Source organism: Spirosoma spitsbergense DSM 19989, from assembly GCF_000374085.1.
In the GTDB taxonomy this organism is placed as follows: domain Bacteria; phylum Bacteroidota; class Bacteroidia; order Cytophagales; family Spirosomataceae; genus Spirosoma; species Spirosoma spitsbergense.
Genome location: NZ_KB893603.1, coordinates 82,750 through 103,473 on the forward strand (window position 1 = coordinate 82,750; position 20,724 = coordinate 103,473).

General features: G+C 50.1%; 17 protein-coding genes and 1 riboswitch. Of the genes, 8 read left to right on the forward strand and 9 right to left on the reverse strand.

All coding sequences use genetic code 11. The features are described 5' to 3' along the window. Positions 1-32: 32 nt before the first annotated feature. A complete protein-coding gene (locus B157_RS0131035; RefSeq protein WP_020607196.1) occupies positions 33-917 on the reverse strand; it encodes a Ppx/GppA phosphatase family protein in 885 nt (294 codons plus the stop codon). Between the two features lie 268 nt (positions 918-1,185). After that, positions 1,186-1,293, forward strand: a riboswitch (SAM riboswitch). Positions 1,294-1,400: 107 nt separating this feature from the next. Here B157_RS0131035 and metH point away from each other — a divergent pair. Further along, entirely contained in the window at positions 1,401-5,192 is a 3,792-nt protein-coding gene (metH, locus tag B157_RS0131040) for a methionine synthase (protein WP_020607197.1), read from the forward strand. 160 nt (positions 5,193-5,352) lie between these two features. Further along, on the forward strand, positions 5,353-5,520 hold the full coding sequence (locus B157_RS38685; protein ID WP_020607198.1) for a lmo0937 family membrane protein: 168 nt from the start codon (positions 5,353-5,355) through the stop codon (positions 5,518-5,520). 118 nt (positions 5,521-5,638) lie between these two features. On the opposite strand, the gene tsf is transcribed toward B157_RS38685, so the two are convergent. The 8 genes from tsf to B157_RS0131085 all read right to left on the reverse strand — a co-directional run bounded on the left by tsf (position 5,639) and on the right by B157_RS0131085 (position 13,532). After that, complete coding sequence (gene tsf / locus B157_RS0131050; protein ID WP_020607199.1) at positions 5,639-6,472, reverse strand: translation elongation factor Ts; 834 nt, start codon at positions 6,470-6,472, stop codon at positions 5,639-5,641. A gap of 180 nt (positions 6,473-6,652) precedes the next feature. Further along, positions 6,653-7,486, reverse strand: coding sequence for a 30S ribosomal protein S2 (gene rpsB / locus B157_RS0131055; protein WP_020607200.1), 834 nt, complete (start codon positions 7,484-7,486; stop codon positions 6,653-6,655). A gap of 152 nt (positions 7,487-7,638) precedes the next feature. Continuing rightward, complete coding sequence (gene rpsI / locus B157_RS0131060) at positions 7,639-8,025, reverse strand: 30S ribosomal protein S9 (protein ID WP_018617940.1); 387 nt, start codon at positions 8,023-8,025, stop codon at positions 7,639-7,641. Further along, complete coding sequence (gene rplM / locus B157_RS0131065; protein ID WP_020607201.1) at positions 8,025-8,474, reverse strand: 50S ribosomal protein L13; 450 nt, start codon at positions 8,472-8,474, stop codon at positions 8,025-8,027. The genes rpsI and rplM overlap by 1 nt, the downstream gene beginning before the upstream one ends. 415 nt (positions 8,475-8,889) lie before the next feature. Continuing rightward, on the reverse strand, positions 8,890-10,605 hold the full coding sequence (locus tag B157_RS0131070) for a PKD domain-containing protein (protein ID WP_157618652.1): 1,716 nt from the start codon (positions 10,603-10,605) through the stop codon (positions 8,890-8,892). 223 nt (positions 10,606-10,828) lie between these two features. Further along, entirely contained in the window at positions 10,829-11,872 is a 1,044-nt protein-coding gene (locus B157_RS36370; RefSeq protein WP_020607203.1) for a M48 family metalloprotease, read from the reverse strand. Positions 11,873-12,060: 188 nt separating this feature from the next. Continuing rightward, entirely contained in the window at positions 12,061-12,999 is a 939-nt protein-coding gene (locus B157_RS0131080; RefSeq protein WP_020607204.1) for an outer membrane beta-barrel protein, read from the reverse strand. An 89-nt stretch (positions 13,000-13,088) separates the two neighbouring features. Next, the gene (locus B157_RS0131085; protein WP_157618653.1) at positions 13,089-13,532 is read right to left on the reverse strand and encodes a hypothetical protein; all 444 of its coding nucleotides are present in this window, start codon (positions 13,530-13,532) and stop codon (positions 13,089-13,091) included. A 211-nt stretch (positions 13,533-13,743) separates the two neighbouring features. Here B157_RS0131085 and B157_RS38690 point away from each other — a divergent pair, with 211 nt between their 5' ends. From B157_RS38690 to B157_RS0131115, 6 genes are all read left to right on the forward strand, one after another. Then, positions 13,744-13,935, forward strand: coding sequence for a hypothetical protein (locus B157_RS38690; protein WP_157618654.1), 192 nt, complete (start codon positions 13,744-13,746; stop codon positions 13,933-13,935). A 174-nt stretch (positions 13,936-14,109) separates the two neighbouring features. Further along, positions 14,110-14,694 carry an RNA polymerase sigma factor gene (locus B157_RS0131095; protein WP_020607207.1) on the forward strand — a complete coding sequence of 195 codons (585 nt, stop codon included), beginning with the start codon at positions 14,110-14,112 and terminating at the stop codon, positions 14,692-14,694. Positions 14,695-14,707: 13 nt separating this feature from the next. Then, the gene (locus B157_RS0131100; RefSeq protein ID WP_020607208.1) at positions 14,708-15,472 is read left to right on the forward strand and encodes a tetratricopeptide repeat protein; all 765 of its coding nucleotides are present in this window, start codon (positions 14,708-14,710) and stop codon (positions 15,470-15,472) included. Beyond that, complete coding sequence (locus B157_RS0131105; protein ID WP_020607209.1) at positions 15,462-17,315, forward strand: caspase family protein; 1,854 nt, start codon at positions 15,462-15,464, stop codon at positions 17,313-17,315. The genes B157_RS0131100 and B157_RS0131105 overlap by 11 nt, the downstream gene beginning before the upstream one ends. A gap of 18 nt (positions 17,316-17,333) precedes the next feature. After that, positions 17,334-20,261 (forward strand): CHAT domain-containing protein, encoded by a 2,928-nt coding sequence (locus B157_RS0131110; RefSeq protein ID WP_020607210.1) that lies wholly within the window; start codon positions 17,334-17,336, stop codon positions 20,259-20,261. A gap of 11 nt (positions 20,262-20,272) precedes the next feature. Then, a complete protein-coding gene (locus B157_RS0131115; protein WP_020607211.1) occupies positions 20,273-20,509 on the forward strand; it encodes a carboxypeptidase regulatory-like domain-containing protein in 237 nt (78 codons plus the stop codon). Positions 20,510-20,724 lie beyond the last annotated feature (215 nt).

Here is a 20,724-nt window from a genome sequence, read left to right on the forward strand (position 1 = left end):
ACTGCAAGTCCGACGACCTGTAGTAACCTGTTTTAATGGGGTTTTCTCCGGCCTAACTGACTGTATACCAATTGAATGATGCCATCTTTTAGGCCAAGGTCCGGTACGATTATTTTTTCAGCTCCTGCCCATTTCATGACGGATATGTAGATATCTGCTGCCGGAACAATGACATCGGCACGGTCGGCATTCAGGCGAAGTCTATTGATTCGTTCATCCAGACTGAATCCCGCTATATAATTCCGGATGCGTTCAATCTCGGTTTGGGTCGTTTCTGAATCGGCTGTTTTGGAGGCCAGATTAAACAGTTTACTAATGTTGCCGCCCGTGCCAACAGCCGTAATTTCGCGGGACGAATCGACGTTTTCCTCCACCCAGTCTTCTATTTTTTTCCAGGCTCCCTTTGTCTCTTTTCCTTCCAGAAGACGCACTGACCCAATCTTGAAAGACTTGGAATTTATTTTCTGCCGGTTTTCATACAGATTCAGTTCGGTGCTGCCGCCCCCCACATCGATATGCAAATACTGCTTATCGTCCAGCGCATGAACCACTACATCATTGATGAGTTCGGCTTCTTTACGACCATCGATAATATTAATTTTAATACCTGTCAGCGCTTCTATCCGTTTGGCAACTTCATGACCGTTTGAAGATTCACGTATGGCCGAGGTGGCACAGGCCATATAATCTTCCACCTCATGCAACTCCATGAGCAGCTTGTACACCTGCATCAATTTGGTCGTTCGGGCTTCGCTCTCTGGTGTCAGTGTACCGAAGTTGAATACATCGTGGCCTAGCCTGAGCGGAAATCGTACGTATTCGACCCGCTTAAAACTCACCAGACTGTCGTTGTGAAGGACCGTCGAAATTTGCAGTCGGGCTGCATTCGAACCGATATCAATAGCTGCCAGTTTCACAATAAGATAATACGTTAGGGTAGTGAAAAACGGCCAAAGATACTGTTTTTTGTCACCGGAAGCCCCACATGCTAACGGCCCGAAAGTTGCTGGCTCTCAAACAGACCAATGAGCAATCGTTTTATACCGAACGTAACCGCCTGTATATCAAAAGAGACTTTAGGGCTATCAGGTAGCATGCGTTCCCTGGTGATAAGGTAGCATCGGAATTGTATTTAGTGGGGTACACTGCTACCTGACGTACCTTTTTTTTGCGTATTTTTGCAGATACTTATCCAGAAAGACGGAGGGAACGGACCCGACGATGTCTTGGCAACCAACCCATTCCGGGAAATGGTGCCAATTTCCTCCTGCCAATTGGCGGGACAGATAAGGTAGCCTTCCGCCACGGGGCTTTCTGCTGATAAGTCGTTTCTATTTTGGACTTTTTTAAGGATACTGTTTGTTAAGCACTCTAACAAACACGCCTTACAGCACTCGCTTTTGAAAACGATATACGAACTTCTGAACGAACGCATCCTCGTCCTCGATGGGGCGATGGGTACCATGATTCAACGGTACAACCTGACTGAAGACGACTACCGGGGTGAGCGTTTCCGCGACTGGGAACACGACTTGAAAGGGAATAACGACTTGCTGTCGCTTACCAAACCGGATATCATTCAGGCTATCCATCGGCAGTACCTCGAAGCGGGAGCCGATATTATCGAAACCAATACCTTCAGTGGAACCACCATTGCTATGGCGGACTACCACATGGAAGCGTTGGCCTACGAATTGAATTATGAATCGGCCCGGATCGCTAAAGAAGTGGCCGTAGACGTTTCCCGCGTCAATCCCGATAAACCCCGTTTCGTGGCGGGTGCCATGGGGCCAACGAACCGGACAGCCTCCCTTTCGCCTGATGTCAACAACCCAGCCTACCGGGCCGTCACATTCGATGAACTGGTCAATGCATATTATGAGCAGGTCAGCGGTCTGGTAGAAGGTGGCGCTGACCTGTTGCTGGTCGAAACCATCTTTGATACGCTCAACGCCAAGGCGGCCATGTTCGCCATCGACAAGTATTTTAACCTTAATCCGCAGCAGGTGGTTCGGCCCATCATGATTTCGGGTACCATTACGGATGCCAGTGGCCGGACCCTGTCTGGGCAGACAACGGAAGCATTCCTGTATTCTGTTTCGCACCTGCCGCTGTTGAGTATTGGGCTGAACTGTGCGCTAGGGGCCGAACTGATGCGCCCTTATATTCAGACCTTGGCTAAAGAGTCGCCGTTCTTTACGTCGGCTTATCCAAACGCCGGTTTGCCCAATGAGTTTGGTGAATACGATGAAACGCCGGAGATGATGGCCCTGCAAATTGAGGATTTCGTCAAGAGCAGTTTTGTCAATATCGTGGGTGGTTGTTGCGGATCTACGCCCGACCATATCCGGGCCATTGCGCAGGCAGCCGCCAAATACCCACCCCGGCAACTGCCTGAGCCTGAACCGTATCAGAAACTGAGCGGGCTGGAACCGTTGAAGATTACCGAGCAAACCAACTTCCTGAACGTAGGCGAACGAACTAACGTAACGGGTTCCAAGAAGTTTGCCCGCCTTATCAAAGAAGGTAATTACGACGAAGCCCTCAGCATTGCCCGTGGGCAGGTAGAAGGCGGGGCGCAGGTGATCGATATAAACATGGATGAAGGTATGCTGGATTCGGTAGAAGCCATGACGACCTTCCTGAACCTAATTGCGGCTGAACCTGATATAGCCCGCGTTCCAATCATGGTCGATTCCTCTAAGTGGGAGATTATTGAAGCCGGTTTGAAGTGCGTACAGGGTAAAGCTATCGTGAACTCCATTTCGCTGAAAGAAGGTGAAGAAGCGTTTATCGAGCGTGCGAAACTGGTTAAACGGTATGGAGCTGCTGCGGTGGTGATGGCGTTTGACGAAACCGGTCAGGCCGACTCTTACCAACGGCGCATTGAAATCTGCGAGCGGGCCTACCGCATTCTGGTCGATAAGGTCGACTTCGCCCCACAGGATATTATTTTCGACCCCAATATTCTGACGGTTGCCACGGGTATCGAAGAGCATAATAACTACGCCGTCGACTTCATCAATGCTACGCGCTGGATTAAGCAAAACCTGCCGCTGGCCAAAGTAAGCGGGGGCGTATCCAATATATCGTTTAGCTTCCGGGGAAATGATGTGGTACGGGAAGCGATGCACTCGTCCTTTTTGTACCACGCCATTCGGGCGGGTATGGATATGGGTATCGTGAACGCCGGTCAGCTGGAAGTGTACGATAGTATTCCGAAAGATTTACTGGAGCGTTGCGAAGACGTGCTGTTAAACCGGCGTGACGATGCGACCGAACGTCTGGTCGACTTTGCCGAAACGGTGAAAGCAAAGGGGAAAGTTATCGTTCAGGATGAAAGCTGGCGGCTCGAGCCCGTACATGAACGGCTCAAACACGCACTTATAAAGGGTATCACCGACTATATTGATCAGGATGTAGAAGAAATTCGCCAGCAGGTTGAGCGGCCTTTGCACGTCATTGAAGGTCCGTTGATGGACGGTATGAACGTAGTCGGTGATTTATTTGGCGCGGGTAAGATGTTCCTGCCGCAGGTGGTGAAGTCGGCTCGGGTTATGAAAAAAGCGGTTGCCTATCTAACACCGTTTATTGAAGCAGAAAAACTCATTGGTGGAGACACATCCACCAATGCCGGCACAATCCTACTGGCAACTGTTAAGGGTGATGTACACGATATTGGTAAAAATATTGTGGGCGTAGTGCTGGGTTGCAATAATTACGAAATTATTGATCTTGGCGTGATGGTGCCGACCCAGAAAATTCTGGACGAAGCCCGCAGGCTCAACGTAGATATCATCGGTCTGAGCGGCCTTATTACCCCTTCGCTCGATGAGATGGTGGGTGTTGCCAAAGAAATGGAACGCCAGGGGTTCAAGATACCCTTGTTGATTGGGGGGGCAACTACCTCGCGGGTGCATACCGCCGTAAAAATTGACCCGCACTATTCAGGGCCTGTTATTCACGTACTGGATGCCAGCCGAAGCGTACCCGTGGCTGGTCGTTTAGTGAGCGAATCGGAAGATACCCGTGACCTGATTTTTACCGAAATTAAAGTGGAGTACGCCAAAATGCGGGAAGACCACGCGAAGCGGCAGAAGGAAAAAAATACCCTCGGTATTGAAAAAGCCCGGGCTAATCGTGCGCCTATCGACTGGAGTTCTTTTGAACCAACAAAACCGACATTCCTGGGTAACCGCTATTTCTATGATTACGATATAGCTGAATTAGCGAAATATATCGACTGGACACCCTTCTTCCAGACCTGGCAGTTGCACGGTAAATACCCGGCTATTTTCAACGATGCCGTAGTGGGTAAAGAGGCACAGCAGTTGTTTGATGATGCCAACAAACTGCTAAAGGAAATTATCGATAATAAACTCTTACAAGCCAAGGCAGTTGTGGGATTTTTCCCGGCCAACTCCGCCGACGATGACGTACTGCTACATGAGTTTGAAGAACAGGTTCAGACGATCTCCTGCGAACGGCATGGATCGCACCAGCACATTGAATATAAAGTTAGCCGGGCAGAGTCACAACGGGCGGCTGCTTCGGCAGGGGAGCTAATCTACGACACAAAAACGGTGCTACACTTCTTGCGGCAGCAGAACCAAAAAGCGGCTGGCCTGCCTAACTATTGTTTGTCGGATTTCATTGCCCCGCTGGAAAGCGGTCGTGAAGATTATATTGGTGGGTTTGCCGTAACAGCGGGGATTGGCATCGAAGCGCTACTGGATAAATACGAACGCGACCACGATGACTACAACAGTATTATGGTGAAAGCGCTGGCCGACCGCCTGGCCGAGGCCTTTGCCGAGCGTATGCATGAGCGCGTTCGCACTGAGTTCTGGCCCTATGCTACGAGCGAAACACTGACAAACGAACAACTTATTAAAGAAGATTACCAGGGTATCCGGCCTGCGCCAGGCTACCCCGCCTGCCCCGACCATACCGAGAAGGGTACCTTGTTCGATTTACTGGACGCTACTAAAATCGGGATTGAACTAACCGAAAGTTACGCGATGTACCCAGCCTCGTCGGTAAGTGGTTTCTATTTCTCCCACCCCGAATCCCGGTATTTCCCGGTCGGAAAAATTAATAAGGATCAGGTACTGAATTATGCCCAGCGGAAAGACATGCCGCTGGAAGAAATTGAAAAGTGGCTCAGCCCGGTATTGAGTTATGATGTTTAAAAAGGGACTTTACATCGTAGGGGGGTGATTGGAAGGGCTGGTCGGGTATTTTTATACTATTTGTGAATCTACAGGCGTACAATCGACTTCCAAAACATTTAGTAAAAGCACTAGTTATACTGGAGAAATCCTTAGTCTCACTTTATAACAAAACAAAACAATGGGTAATCTTTTGTATACAATCGCAGTAATTCTAATCATCATCTGGTTACTGGGCTTCTTGGGTGTACTGGGTGCTGGTATAGCTAGTAGCGGTCTAATCCACATTTTGCTGGTTATTGCAGTAATCGCTGTTATCCTTCGCCTGATCCAGGGGAGAGGTATTTAGTGATTACATCCATTATGAAAGAGAAATTTCCTGTTCATACAAACAGGAATAAAAACTACCAAACGAAAAAGCCCGGCTTCTGGCCGGGCTTTTTCGTTTGCTTACTGAGTTGGAATAATTAGCCAATAGCTACCCGCTTAAAAGCCGATACCGTCAGTCCTTTGCTGGTTTTTTCCAGCAATTGGGAAATTGTTAGGGAAGTATCTTTCACAAACTCCTGGTTGAGCAACGTGTTGTCTTTGTAAAACTTATTAAGTTTTCCCATCGCGATCCGCTCCAGCATGGCTTCAGGTTTGCCTTCCTGACGAGCCTGCTCTTTCCCGATCTCGATTTCACGTTCTACGGTCGTTGCATCAACTCCATCTTTATCCAATGCGATGGGTTTCATAGCGGCAATCTGCATAGCTATGTCTTTACCAACTTCTGCAACGTCGGTTCCGTTGGTATTGGTCAAACCTACCAGTACGCCAAGCTTACCGTTCGAGTGGATGTAAGAGACAACCTTATCGGCCGAAACGGTTTCAAACGAAGCCACATCTACTTTCTCGCCAATCTTACCCATTAGGTCAGTAATATGGTCCTGTAAAGAACGACCATCCGCCTGGGGTGTGGCCAGCAGGCCTTCTTTACTGGTAGCATCCGTTGCAACAGCCGTACTCATTACGTTCATTGCCAGATTCTGGAAATCGGCGACCTTCGACACCGGTTCTGTTTCGCAGGCTAGTGCTATTACTTTACCTGTTTTGCCATCCTGACTAACGTGTGTCAGTACAATACCTTCGGCCGTTGCGTTGTCAGCCCGTTTGTTGGCTATTTTCTGACCCTGCTTCCGCAGAATCTCCTTTGCTTTTTCGAAATCGCCATCCGCTTCGGTGAGGGCTTTTTTACAGTCCATCATACCGGCTCCGGTTTCTTGCCGAAGTTTGTTTACGTCAGCAGCAGTAATTGCCATAATAAAAGGGTGTTTATTGAATTAAACGCCAAATAAAAAGTAAGTATTAAATTGCTTTTATTGAAATGGAATAGCCCATAGCGGCTGGCTACGGGCTATTTCAACAAGTATTCAATCGGTGAACTGGTTACTACAACCACAACTCGTCGGCTAATCAGCTGACAAATCTACCGACTGTTTTTATCCTTCCTGCTCATCTTCCACTACTGCGGTAGGAGCTGGAGCGGAAGATGGTTGGGTTTCGCCTTCGGCACTAGCCTGTGCTAAATCCTGCTTGCGCTTCGCTTCCTCTTCTTCCTGAATCCGCTGATCATCTTTATCCTGCTTCCGCTCCATAAGGCCTTCTTCGATGGCCTTGCCGATAGCAAGCGTAATCAGTGAAATAGACTTGTAAGCATCATCATTGGCCGGAATAGCAAACTCAACGTCCTCTGGATTCGAGTTTGTATCACACATGGCAAATACAGGGATACCTAACCGGTGCGCTTCGGATACCGCAATGTGTTCACGCTTCACGTCAACAATGAACAAAGCGGCTGGCAAACGGGTAAGATCGGCAATACCGCCCAGTACACGCTCCAGTTTCTCTTTGTCACGGCTGCGGGTCAAACGCTCCCGCTTGGCAATACTCTTGACGGTCTCCTCGTCTTTCAGCATTTTGTCCAGCGTTTGCATTTTCTTCAGCGACTTCCGAATAGTAGCGAAGTTCGTGAGCATACCACCCTGCCACCGGTCGGTAACGTATGGCATTTTCAGGCGACGGGCTTCTTCCGAAACAATTTCCTGCGCCTGCTTTTTGGTGGCAACAAACATAATCTTCCGTCCCGAGCGAACAATACCTTTCAGTGCATTGCAGGCTTCGTCGAGCGCGGCTACCGTTTTGTTGAGGTCAATAATATGGATACCGTTTTTCTCCATAAAGATATATGGAGCCATCCGGGGATCCCACTTGCGCGTAAGGTGGCCAAAGTGCACACCAGCGTCTAATAGGTCTTTATATTCGATTTGTGCCATTTCTGAAAATGAACGATATAAAATGAGTAAATAAAAAATATGCAGCACCACGCATCGGCATCATCTAAGCGTAGTCTGGACAATTCAGTTTTGAATTCGAAAGTTGTTCCTGTCCGTTCTTTCGAACCACAAAAACATAAACGACAAACTGATTAACGCTTGCTGAACTGGAAGCGACGACGGGCTTTTTTACGACCTGGCTTTTTCCGTTCTACCATGCGCGAATCCCGAGTCAGGAATCCCTCTTTTTTAAGGGCCGGACGAAACTCCGCGTTCATCTCGACCAGTGCGCGGGCAATGGCCATGCGGGTGGCTTCTGCCTGACCGGCTACACCACCACCACGAACGTTAACTTTTACGTCGTAACCACCAACGCCGTTGACCGTAGCAAAGGGCTGGTTCAGGATAATTTGCAGAACTTCGGTGGGGAAGTATTGTTTGTAATCTTTCCCGTTTACCGAGATGGCTCCACTGCCTGCCGACATATAAATGCGGGAGATAGCAGTTTTACGGCGGCCAATGGTATTAATACGATCCATTATATATTGAATTTAACTGCGGTGGGTTGCTGTGCCTCGTGCGGGTGTTGCTCACCGACATATACGTACAGGTTGGTGTATAAACGCCGACCAAGCCGATTTTTCGGCAACATACCTTTCACTGCATGTTCAATGATGCGCTCGGGATGTTTCTCGAGCAGCAACCGGGGCGATGCAAACCGTTGACCGCCGGGATAACCCGTGTGGCGAACGTAAACTTTGTCGGTCATCTTGGCACCCGTCAGGCGCACCTTATCGGCGTTGATGACAATCACGTTATCTCCGCAATCAACATGCGGGGTGAAGTTGGTCTTGTGTTTGCCGCGGATCAGGTGAGCAATTTGGCTGGCCAGCCGACCGAGCACTTCACCCTGAGCGTCAACCACAACCCATTCCTTCTGCGCCGTTTCTTTGTTGGCCGAGATGGTTTTGTAACTGAGCGTATTCACTTTATGGAGACTAATTGGTTTATTTTCAATAGATTACTTATCAAAAAGATAAGCCCGTTTCGAAACGGGAGTGCAAATATAGGCGTTGTACCCCTTAAAAGCAAGGGTAGAGCAGGAATATAACTACTGAACGATCAACCCATTACGTGAGGAGAAACTAATTAATTGAATAAGCCCCTTCGATAATAGAGTCTGTATTGCAGGTAGGTTATAAAACCAGAACCTAACCGGCGGAAGCCGGTTAGGTTCTCAAGACAGGTTGTGGTGAGGTAAAACCTGATGAATAGCTCGCACGGACTGTTGCGGGGACGCGTTTTTTTTCGCCTTCTGTATAGTCGTTTGGAAGGGTAAATTGGCAGAACCTTATGATTCCGGGCAATATTCCCGAAGTGGTTAGCTTATCCCTGAGAACCCGTCACTGCTTTTTCAAATCGCTGAACTTGCCATACACCGACAGGGTGTACTTTCCAATGCCGCTTGTAGCAGAACCGGGCGTAACCGTTATTTTGTAAACACCTTTATTGACTACGTTTAGCAGATAGTCGTAATTGGTTGGAACCGTAAATTTGTCCTTCTGGGTGCCATTCGGATCGATGAGGACTGCGCTGCCTATAATATCCGGCGAGCGCAGGCTGATGTCGAGGGCCGAATTATCTTCCGTCACCGTCAGGGTATAAGTAATAACCCCGTTTTTGCCAATGTAACTGTCTGGCTGGATGGCCGAATTATAGGTGGTCTGCTTCAGGTTTTGCACCTTCCCGGAAATCTCCAGCGTATACGTGCCAATGGCGTCGCGGGTACCCGTGCCAACATATAGCCCGTAAGTGCCTTTGTTAAGGGTCTTCACAAAATAGCGGGGCGTACCAACGGGCAATAGGCCAAAGGTATAATCAGCCTCAGCACCAGCGGGAGTGCGTAAATTCAACCATGTGCTGAGGCCCGGAGAAGCTACATTGATGTCCGTGATGGTATTGTCTTCGGTCACGTCAAAGGTATAATAGTGGTTTCTGGGCGAAATGGGAAGTCTATTGCCGATGCCTCCGCCCCCACCTTCTGAGCCAAAGCCAACGTTGGCTGCCTGAACACGGTCGGCGGGCCGCAGGGTAAACTCAGAGGCCATGCCGCGCCCGACCAGCCGGAATGTGCCAACATCATAGCGTTGAACCGTAGAGACCATAACGCTGTATTTACCCGCATTGACGGTCTGGTCCAGAACAACCGAGCGACCCGTCCCCCGAGTAACAAGCCGACTGCCCAGCGGGTCGTACAGGCTAAACCCAACATTGACATCAGGGGAGGTTAGTGTCAGCGAAACCGGCTGATTGTTCGTGGCCACGTCAAATGAATAAAACTTATTACGGGGCGTAAAATCAGTACCCCCACTGGTACCGTCAGCGGCTGTCCAGCTTCCGGTGATGACTCGAACGGCCGGTGTGGTAGCCGTAACCGTTACATCCTGGGACACGTCAGGCCAGACGGCATCAGAAATGGTCAGGCTCAGGACATAGGCACCGGCAATGTCGGCAGTAAACCCGGCAGTGGCTGTCTGCGCGTTGGTCAGTACGGCGGTACTACCTGTGGGTTTGGTTTTAACTGCCCAGGCATACGTCAGTTTATCCCCATCAGGATCACTGGATTTGCTGGCATCAATGGAGGTTTGCTGCCCTGTTTCTACCGTCAGAGCCGTCACCACGCTGATAACGGGTGGTTTTCCAGGCAAAGATGCGGTAAGCGTTATTTCGGTGACTGCTTTCTGACCACTCGCATCCGTAACCGTCAGGACAATACCATACGTACCGGGCTTATCGGGGGTCAGTTCGGCGTTTACTGTATTGGAGTTGACTATTGTGGCGTTACTGCCAGCCGGTGCTGCCTTGATGGACCAGGCATAGGTCAGTGCACCTTGTCCGCCTGTGGCCGAAGCGTTCAATATTGTTTTGGCGTTTACCGTTCCGCTCACCATCGTGCTGGGTACGGTAATCACGATTGGTACCGGGTCCGGGTCCGTAGTTTTCTTGCAGCTCAGCAAGGCAAGACTTGAGAGGGTAAGCCAAAGCAAGAGAAGCATTGGTCTCTGAGTTGCCCGGAGATACTTAACGGTCATGTGCTTCATGGTGTTGATAGGTTTCATAGTAGTAGATATCATTGGAAAGCTTGGCGAAGGCCCGCAACCGTACCGCTAGAGCTTTCTCGTAAAAAGTGTAGTTACTGCTGTTGACTGTTTATCCGTAGTTTGAGTTTTTATACGTTTACTAATAATCTGTCAATTAAATTGACAGAAATAAGCAGGTCTCTTGTGCGCTGGACCAGTACAACATCCCTATTGGGTATGGTTTCGTATGTTTGAGTTTTTATCATTTTCTTTTTGATGTATTTGACTTGTACTGTGCATTTTTTGCTGCTGTAGTTTTTTTATTAGTAGCTTGAGATGAACCCTTCCTCGTTTGATTCTTAGCCGAAGTTTTAGAATTTATTGATTGCTTTTGAGCCTTGACTTTTGAGTTTTGTACTCTCTTTTCTATCGCATTAGTTTCTGCAAGTTCTTCAAACCCCGGTCGATTCACCGGGTGCAAAGCAATGGGTATACTTTTCGGAACAGTGTAGTACTTCATGGCTTCGGGCATTTGATTTTGCAAATCCCGAATCCTACGTTCATCGGACGGATGAGTGGACAAAAGTTCAGGAGGTTTTTGGCCGTTACCTGCCATAGAAAAACGTTGCCAGAAAACAACAGCCTGCTGTGGATCGTAGCCCGCCAGTGCCATGAAAATCAGGCCGAGGTGGTCAGCTTCAGACTCCTGCGCCCGACTATGGGGCAGTGCCCGTCCTAACTGGTATGTTATTCCGGCGGCCTCTAATAACAGCAGGTTAGCCTGCCGCTTCTGTGGGGGCGACAAATCATTGATGAGTATCTGACCGCTCTGTAAAAGCCCATTGGCAAGTAGCGTTTCGCTCATGCGTTCCTCATTATGAGCAGCAATAGCGTGTGCGATTTCGTGGCCCATTACCGTTGCCACGCCCGCTTCGTTTCGGGTATAGGGTAGAATGCCCGTGTAAAATGCCACTTTACCACCCGCCATACACCACGCGTTTTGCTGTGGGCTTTGAATCAGGTTAAATTCCCACTGATATCCTTTGATGCGCTCGCCATAATTGTTGCTGTTTAAATAGTTTTCCACCGCCACTCGCAGCCGATTGCCCACCCGCGAAATCATCTCGTAATCAGGACCGCTACGAACTACCTGGCTTGTATTCAGTACTTCCTTATATTGACCCGCACTTAGGGGCAGCATCTGATCGCTGCCGATTATTATAAGCTGCTTTCTGCCCGTCATCGGTACTCGCTGGCAGGCAATCACCAACCCAAAGATGAGGAGTAGTGCTAGCGATTTTTTCATGATTATAAAAAAATGAAGCTGTACAATTCCAGGTAGTCAGTTTAAGCCGGACGTGGAGCTAAAAATCCAACTAACATTTGTCAGGAGCGCGTACTGATAATGGTAGTCTGCTTCCGCTGTATCTTTATGCTCACCGAGCCAGCCAAGGTAACAGCGATAGAAAAATAATTTTGCCCTGTTGGGATAGGCTACTTTCTGGATAGAAAATAGCCTATCCCAACGCCGAACGTCTGATTTTTCCATCTCTCCCTTGAGCTTAGTCCTGAATTGATATCGAGTAAACCTACGTTGTAGAACGCATTCAATGTAAGACCCGAAGAAAAATCAACCCAGCCTGAAACACGTACCCCGGCATCTTGTTTGGTGAAAAGTTTTGCGGCATCGTTGGGCCCAAATTTTGCATTTAAAAGAGTACCAAAATAGCCACCACCGCCCAGCAAAAACTGCGCGCCAGATGTTTCAATTTTGTATAAAAAATCAAACGGTATTTCGAGATAGTTAACATTTAAGCTTCTATTGCTAGAGATAGAGCTAGCACCTTTAGATGAATACAAGAACTGGGTACGAAGACTTACAGCACTACTAAAGGATCTGTCAAATAGTAAGCCCCCCCGAAAACCAAAAATGCTTTTAGTGCCTTCAGTCGATCCATCAAAACTAATTATAGCACTCTGCCCACCTGCCAAAAGCCCAAAACGTGTCTTCTTTGATGAGGATGATTGTCGCGGTTGGTAGACAGGGGCAGGAGCATATGAAGTGGAGCGAGTTTGTGTAGGCTGTACGGGTGCGGGGCCTGGTTGTGGGGGTGTGGGTTGGACCACTTTTGTAAACTGCTCTATTTCATCATTACTCCCGTACTTGAGAAAACTAAAATCGGCTTTCTGGGATCGAAAAAGGGGACCGCTGGGATTGTTGAATCGTTTGTAAACAATCTCTCTATCCGTGATTTCGGTGACCAGCACTTCCAGTTGCGTACCATCTTGCCGAACTAACAGGTCAGGCTTAGGCGTAGGGGGCTTAGGAGCTGGCTTTGTGGTTGTTTGGCGTGGACGAGTTTGAGCATGAGCTGTGGTTGAGAAGGCAGTCAGCAAGCTGATTGACAAAATGAAGAGTATGTGTTTACGCATGATAATGGGGGATAGTTTCCAGGGTGAATAGATGTGTTTTTAGTTAGTCAGGATGTAGAAACGCTTGCTCCTTCATCCTGACTAATTGTTTACTTTTTTGTAAAAACTTCCGTAAAATCAGCCGTTACCTGCTGAGTAGAAGATGCGACGTAGACCGTAAACGTGAGTGTCAGTTTATCACCCGTTAAGCTCCCGGTCAGGTTCCGCAAATAAATTTGCCCCTGGCTATTGTCATTGAATGTGAATGGTACGCCACTGGGGATATTCCTGTTGTCGGCCTGAAACCCTGAACCGCTTACCGTAGCCGTAAAATCATTGGCGGTAAAACCGCTTAGCGTTAAAACGGATCCTGATTTACTGATGGCAACTTTATCACCCGTGCTGGCTTTGCCATTGACCATGGTCTCGTTCCAGGTCCCCACATACTGATCGAGCGGGTCGGGATCGGATTTCTTACTACAGGATGAAGCCAGCAGGATGAATGTGAATACTACCAGCAACGTGCGGACTGAATTAGTGTGGCGTGTTTTCATGAAAAGTGAATTGAAATGAAACGGTGTAGACTTAAAAAGGTGATTCATATTGTGGACTGGTTTTATGGTGATTGAAATTGGTTGAAACGTTATGTTATTCTGAGGTTGGTGGACAATCGGCAGGTTTTGTCAACCGTATGAATGCCCACCCAACTTCTCAGCCTGTACGTACAGCATGTCGTTTTTTGCAATCTTCTGCTACCGCTGATTCGTGGTAACGACAAACACCGAATCGGGTAGTAAAACAGGCATGGATATAAGCGGAAAGAAAGCAGTAGTCAATGGGTTTATGAATCAGGTGGGCAGACGTAACCATGTTTTCAGGCTTTTTTTTGATTTATTTTTTAACGAGATAACCAGCGTTGCTACGCCCATAGAAAATGCCGTGATTCAGCCCCGATAGTCTTTGTGATTTCAGAGGAGGCTTAAAATCAACTAAAAGCACCTTCTTCCTTATAAAGCCGCTATTTGTGCCAACGAGCGAAAGCCACCAACCTGATTCTATCATGTATGATTAAAAACTAATTGATTATGTGCACGGTATGCGTTACTTTTCGGCTATTCAGCTTCTATCGTCATGGCAACACATCAGTACATAACTGATCAGCAGGGCTTGTACCAATCCTTACTGGCTGGACACGATTCAGCGTTTGAATACCTTTACAAAGCCCTGCATCATCGGGTAGGTGGGTTTGTGTATACGTCGGGTGGCAATAGAGAGGATATAAAAATCGTAGTCCACGAAGCCATTATTGCACTGGTGTTTAACCTCCGGTATGGGCACTACGAATGGCGTGAGGAAACTCAGCTACTGACCTACGTAACCGGTATCGCCCGTAATAAATGGAGCGAGATGCGCCGAAGCAAAAACCGGTATGTGGCACTGGATGCTGACACCCCAATCCCCATTTCTGATGACCCGCAACAGACCGACATGGAGGAACAGGATTTTGAACAGCGCAGACTGAACGTCAGCCAAGGCCTGGCTCAATTGGGCGATAAGTGCCGACAGTCGATTAATCTGTATTACATCCAGAAAAAAACCATGAGCGAAATAGCTTCGTTGCTGGGCTGGGCCAACGAAAACGTAGCTAAGAAAGAGAAGTACCGCTGCCTGAAAAAACTTCGCCAGCTAATGGGCCTGACCAATTGGGCCGACTAACCACACATTAACCATGAACTATGAACAATTTGACCTGTTTGAAGCCTACATCGATAATGCCCTGCCCACCGACCAGCGAATGATGCTGGAACAGCAGCTGGCCACCGATACCAGCCTTCGGGCCGAACTCGATGACTACCGGCAATTCCGGTTCGGTATCGAGTCAGTAACGCTTAAACAGCAGTTGGAGCAGGTCCACACCCGGCTTGACCGGCAGGGGTTGCTTACTCACCGCCCCCCCATAGTGCCCCCTATCCGCCGAGTGCGGTCTTTGTGGGTAGCCACCGCACTAACCGTATTACTGCTGGCCGGTATTGGCCTGTATTGGGTTTCATTGCCCAAACCGTCCACTCCGGCCGAACAAACCTTTATATCCCTTTACCAGCCTGAACCCACGGCGCGGGATGCTACATCCTGTGGTCCCGAACTAACGACTGGCATTCGGGCATACCGGGCTGGAAACTACGCGCAGGCAGCGACTGCTTTCGACAAATTTTCCGCAGAAAGCCCTTGTACATACTACTACCGGGGGCTGACCCAATTGGCGTTGGGCAACGCACCGCTTGCCATTGGAATGCTGGAACGGGCCGTTGCTCAAAAACCCGCCATTCCTGACCTGACGTTTCAGAAGAGCGAGTGGTATCTGGCCTTAGCATACCTGAAAGCCAACCGCCCCGACGAGGCCCGCCCGCATCTCCAGTCTATTGCCCGGCAGTCGGATAATCCATTTCAGCAGGAAGCCAAACGCGGCTTAGCCGAACTGGACCATGTCCGCTAAAGCATGTTTACTCCTCGTATTGCTGCTGAGCCAGTTTCTGGCCTGTTCCGTTCGGCCAGGTTCGGGCGTTCAGGGTGGGAACGATGTAGTACAGCTGCTGTGGGCAGAGCACAGTCCGTCTGTTTTACCCGCCGATTCGGGGCCGTGTGCGAAGGTAGTGGCACTGCTCATCGGCATCAGTCAGTATAACGCAGCCAGCGGCTGGGAAGTACTCAATGCCCAAAACGACGTAGCCCTGATGACGGCTACCCTTCTGAAACATGGCGTAAAACGCGGAAATATCCATACCCTCACCGACCAGCAGGCTACCAAAGCGGGTATTGAACGGGCGTTAAAAACCCTGGCCGATACTCTGCAACAAGGCAATCAGTTGATCGTACTGTATGCCGGTCATGCCCGCCAACTACCCGATGATAACGGCGACGAAACCGATGGGTACGACGAAGCACTAGTTCCGTATGATGCCCCGCCGGTCAGTCAAAACCAGCCCGACGGCTACCTCCGCGACGACGAACTGAACCGGCACTTCACCCAAATCCGGGCCACGCTTGGCCCGACAGGGTCGCTTTGGCTGCTGTTCGATGCCTGCCATTCGCAGACCCTGAACCGGGGCAATCCAGTCGAACGTCGGCACGGCGGGGGCAATCCAGCCGGGATGCAATCCAGTATTAAACAAATGACATCGCATGTTCGGGGGGGAGTTGAGCCACTGGGTGAGCCAGCCCGACGGTCAATAAGACGGGCGGCTGCGTCCGGCTCCGACTGGTACGAAACGCCCTCCGCGACTGGCTCGCTGGCTCCGTATGTATTGTTTGCTGCTACAACCGACGGTGGCCCAAATTTTGAAACGACCGATGCATCGGGGCAATCCCTGGGGCCACTGACGCGGGCGGTGGGCGAGGTTTGGGACAATGAAAGCAGGGTAACATACCGGGACCTGTTTACCCGTGTGGCCGCAGCCATGGCCCGGTTCGCGCCCTATCAACGCCCCGGTCTGGAGGGTAATGCAGACCTTCCTGCGCCCGGTTGTGGGTCGGTGAAAGCCGCCAGTACATGGCTGTACAGCACCACCGGCGAGCGGCTCCGCGTAGCATGGCCGCGTAATGATGCCGACCTGACGAAGCGATTGTCCGACCTACCCTTTGTGCAGATAGCCGCAACGCACCCCGACCTCCGCATCGACCGCCGAAACCGGGGGTATCAACTCTGGTCAGCGACACAACAGACAAACCCGTTGGCGCAGAACCTGTCGTTTGCCGACTGCGCCGAGCGAATCCGCCAGTATTTTGCCCGGACGGTGCTGCTGCAACTCCACCAAACTACCCCTGATTTTGGGGTGCGGGTCACCATGCAGCGCGTAGCCGTGCAAACTAAACAGGGCCATACCGTCGTAACCGACTCGCTGCCAAACCTGACCGCAACGGGTTTGCCCGTTTTCAGCACCGCGCCCAACGAACGCGCCCTGCTCACGCTGACTAATACTGGCCCGAAAACCGCGTACCTGACCGTTATTGACCTCCTGCCCGATGGTACACTGCACGTACTCCTACCCGGCGACGGTGAACCCGCAACGGCCTACCGGCTGCTACCGGGGCAATCGCTGCAACGGCGCATTCGCCTGAAAGAACCAACCGGAGCTGAGGTCTACAAAATCCTGCTCACCCCCGACCCCATCGACCTGCGAACGGTGCTGCAAACCCGGGGAAACGCCCCCGCCCAGCATCCTTACGAGTTACTTTTCCAGCGTACCTATACCACCCGCGGCATGCCACAGACCGCGCCGTTGTCATTGTCCGAACAGACGGGCGCAACAGACGAGGTGGTATTTTGGGTGAAAAATTAACTAGAAACCAACCGCATCATGACCTTTAAAAACGCTGCCAAATTGTTTTTTTTATTACCGCTTCTATCCAGCGCGGGTTCTGTTTTAGCTCAAACCTGGAAGCAGTTTTATGACCGCATCGACTCCCTATACGTTACCGGCCAAATTCGACCTGCTTATGAGTTGTCGCTGTTGAGCCAGCAACAAGCCGAACGAGAATTTGGGAAAACCCATGCCAACTATGGGGTTAGCCGGAGTACAACGGGACAACTATTGCAGGAACTGGGCGACTATAAACAGGCTGAATCTTTGATGAAAGAGGGCATTTATATCATCGAACACAGCAACACGCCCGACATTGACGATTATTCATATGCCGTAACCATTCTGGGTGGATTGTACACGGCTCTCAATCGAATGCCTGAATCCTTTTCGTATCTCGAAAAAGCCCTGAGGATTCGGGAGCGGCTCAATGGAAAAGAGAGCCAGAAATATGCCGAGACACTGACCTTACTGGCCGTGACACACTTAGCAGTCGGGCAATATGAACAGGCCATTACTGAAATGCAGAAAGTATTGGTAATCAGAGAGAGAATATACGGAAAAGAAGCTGAGCCTTATGCTGAAGCCGTCGGTAATTTGGCTTCGATATACATTGATATTGACGATTATATCCAAGCCGAACCCCTGCTCGAAACCGCTCTCAGCATTCGCGAAAAAACCGTTGGGAAAGACAACGTACACTACTGGTACTCGCTCAACAACCTCATAGCCTTGAAAAGTCGAATGGGTGATTACGACCAGTCTATTGTCCTCGCCAACGACCTGCTGGCACGAATGAACAAAGCCGATCAACAGGACGGCCTATATGTCAGTACGCTAGGGTTGCTGTCGGGAAATTACGTTTCCACAAAGCAGTACCAGCGGGCCGACTCGGCTTACAGGGTTAATTTGGCGCTCGTTGAGGGGTTAGTCGGCAAAAACCATATCCGATACAGCGACAACCTGCGTGGGCTGGCGGAGGTTGTCGAACAGACCGGGCGATTTCCCGAAGCCGAAAGTCTGTATCGGGAAGCCATTACTGCCTGCCAGGTGAGTATCGGGGTTGAGACGGATCAGTATGTAGACTGCTCCATTCAGTTGGCGGAATTATTGGCACGAAGCAAAAAATATACGGAAGCAGACTCGATTTATAAGGCTCTCAAATCACTCAGCGAACGGGTGCTGGGTACCTATTCGTTTGGTTACAGTGCAGTATTGAACGGGCAGTTAATGAGCTATCGGCTTCAAAACAAGGCTACAAAAGCTATAGTATTACTGAGTGAAGCCAACCAGTTAAACACTGACGTATTGATCCGCCAACTGCCGTACTGGTCAACCCGTCAGCGCGAAAAGTACTTGCTTAAACATCAGCCTGACAGTTGGGAAAACCTTTCCGTTGCGGCCGATTTTTCGGGACAGTCAGGCGTTGCGGGCATTCTCTACGAGCAAAGTTTGCAGTTAAAAAATCTGTTGCTAACGCAGCATCTCGGCTTAGAACAGACCGTTCGTGCTACCGGAAATCAGGCCTTGCTAACTCTGTTCGATTCACTACGAACAATCCAGAACAGCATTGCCTCCCAATACACGCTCCCCGTTGCCCAACGCAAAAATCTCGATTCGCTCGAAGCCCGTGCTGAAACGCTGGAGAAAGACCTTGCCCGGCAGTCGGCCCCGTTTCGGGCGGCACAGCGGGCGTTACAGACACGCTGGCAGGACGTGCGCGATGATCTCAAACCCACCGAAGCCGCCGTTGAGTTTGTCAGTTTTCCGTACCACAACGGGTTGCGTCAAATCGATTCGGTGCGGTACATGGCTCTCGTACTGCGCCCCGGTGATACCGCCCCGCAGGTAGTGCCGCTGTTGGCGGATGAGACTCCGCTACGCCGGTTACTGGCCCGGAAATCAGGCGTACAGGTTGGGGCTGCCTTATACGCTACGCGCGGCTCCGAACTCGATACCGACCAACTCACGAAAGGCGACTCGCTCTATCAACTCATCTGGCAACCCCTCGATACGTTGCTGACCAACGCAAAAACGGTTTATCTGTCGCCCTCGGGTCTGTTACATCAGGTGGCGTTTGCGGCCTTACCCTATTCGGCCAGTAAAGGAAGCCAGTACCTGGCCGACCGCTACCAGTTGCGGCAGGTAGGCAGCACCCGGCAGGTAACCACGCCAACCCTTGCCGATGATACCTATAGAAGCATAACGAGTGCCACACTCTACGGTGGCATTCAGTATGATTCGGCGGGTGTTGTACCCGCGCCCAACCCGCCCGGTGCCTGGCCGTTTTTGCCCGGCACTCAGCACGAAGTCACTCAGATTGGGCAGTTAATTGGTCCGAAAGCCGCGCAACGAACGGGTTCAGTCGCTACTGAAGCTGACTTTAAAACCCAGTCCGGTAAATCGCCGTCGGTGCTGCACGTGGCTACGCACGGGTTCGCCTTTCCTGACCCGCTTGTTTCCCGAACTGATTCGCTGACAGACCAGGGCGGGGCTGCGTTTCGTCAGATTGCTAACCCGCTGTTCAGAACGGGTCTGTTGATGGCCGGGGCTAACCGGGCTTGGCTGGGCGGCAGACCCGCACCCGGCGAAGATGACGGTATTTTGACTGCCTATGAAGTGGCTAATCTGAACCTGTCGAACACGAAATTAGTGGTACTCTCGGCCTGCGAAACGGCCCTGGGCGACATTCGGGGCAGCGAAGGAGTGTTTGGGTTGCAGCGCGCCTTTAAAATGGCTGGATCCGGATATCTGCTCACCAGCCTGTGGCCCGTTTCCGACCAGACTACCAGCGATTTGATGGCCCAGTTTTACCAGAACTGGAAACGGTACAAAACCATTCGGTTGGCCTACGAGAAAACCCAGCAGCAAATGCGGCATAAATACCCCCCTTCGGTATGGGCCGCGTTTGTACTCATTGAATAACGGGGAGAAGCATGTTTGAGAACCTGCTCCATATCTTATCCGGCAGGCGTTACGTCACAGCAATCGGCACCACTACCGATGCCGATGGGAATTATACGCTTCCCTGTATGCTGAAACCTGGTCCCGTTACGGTGATGGTTACTGCCATTGGTTACGAAACCACTCGCCACCCCGTTACACTGGCTAATGCCGGGCGGGTTATGGTAAACGCCCATTTAGTAGCAGTCGCTCAAGCCGTAATAATCTGATAATCAACGGAACAATCTCTATGCTCTAAAAAGAGAGTTGGGTCAAAGAGGGCTAAATTAACCTTTCATGGAATCTCCCAACAGAAATAGTGCTATTGAATGATCAACCCATTAGGTATGTGATAGCTGACCAATTGAAGAAACCCTTTCGATAATAAAGTCTGTATTATAGGTAGATTTTTAAAGCCAATGCTAAACCGGATGGTTAGTCTCTT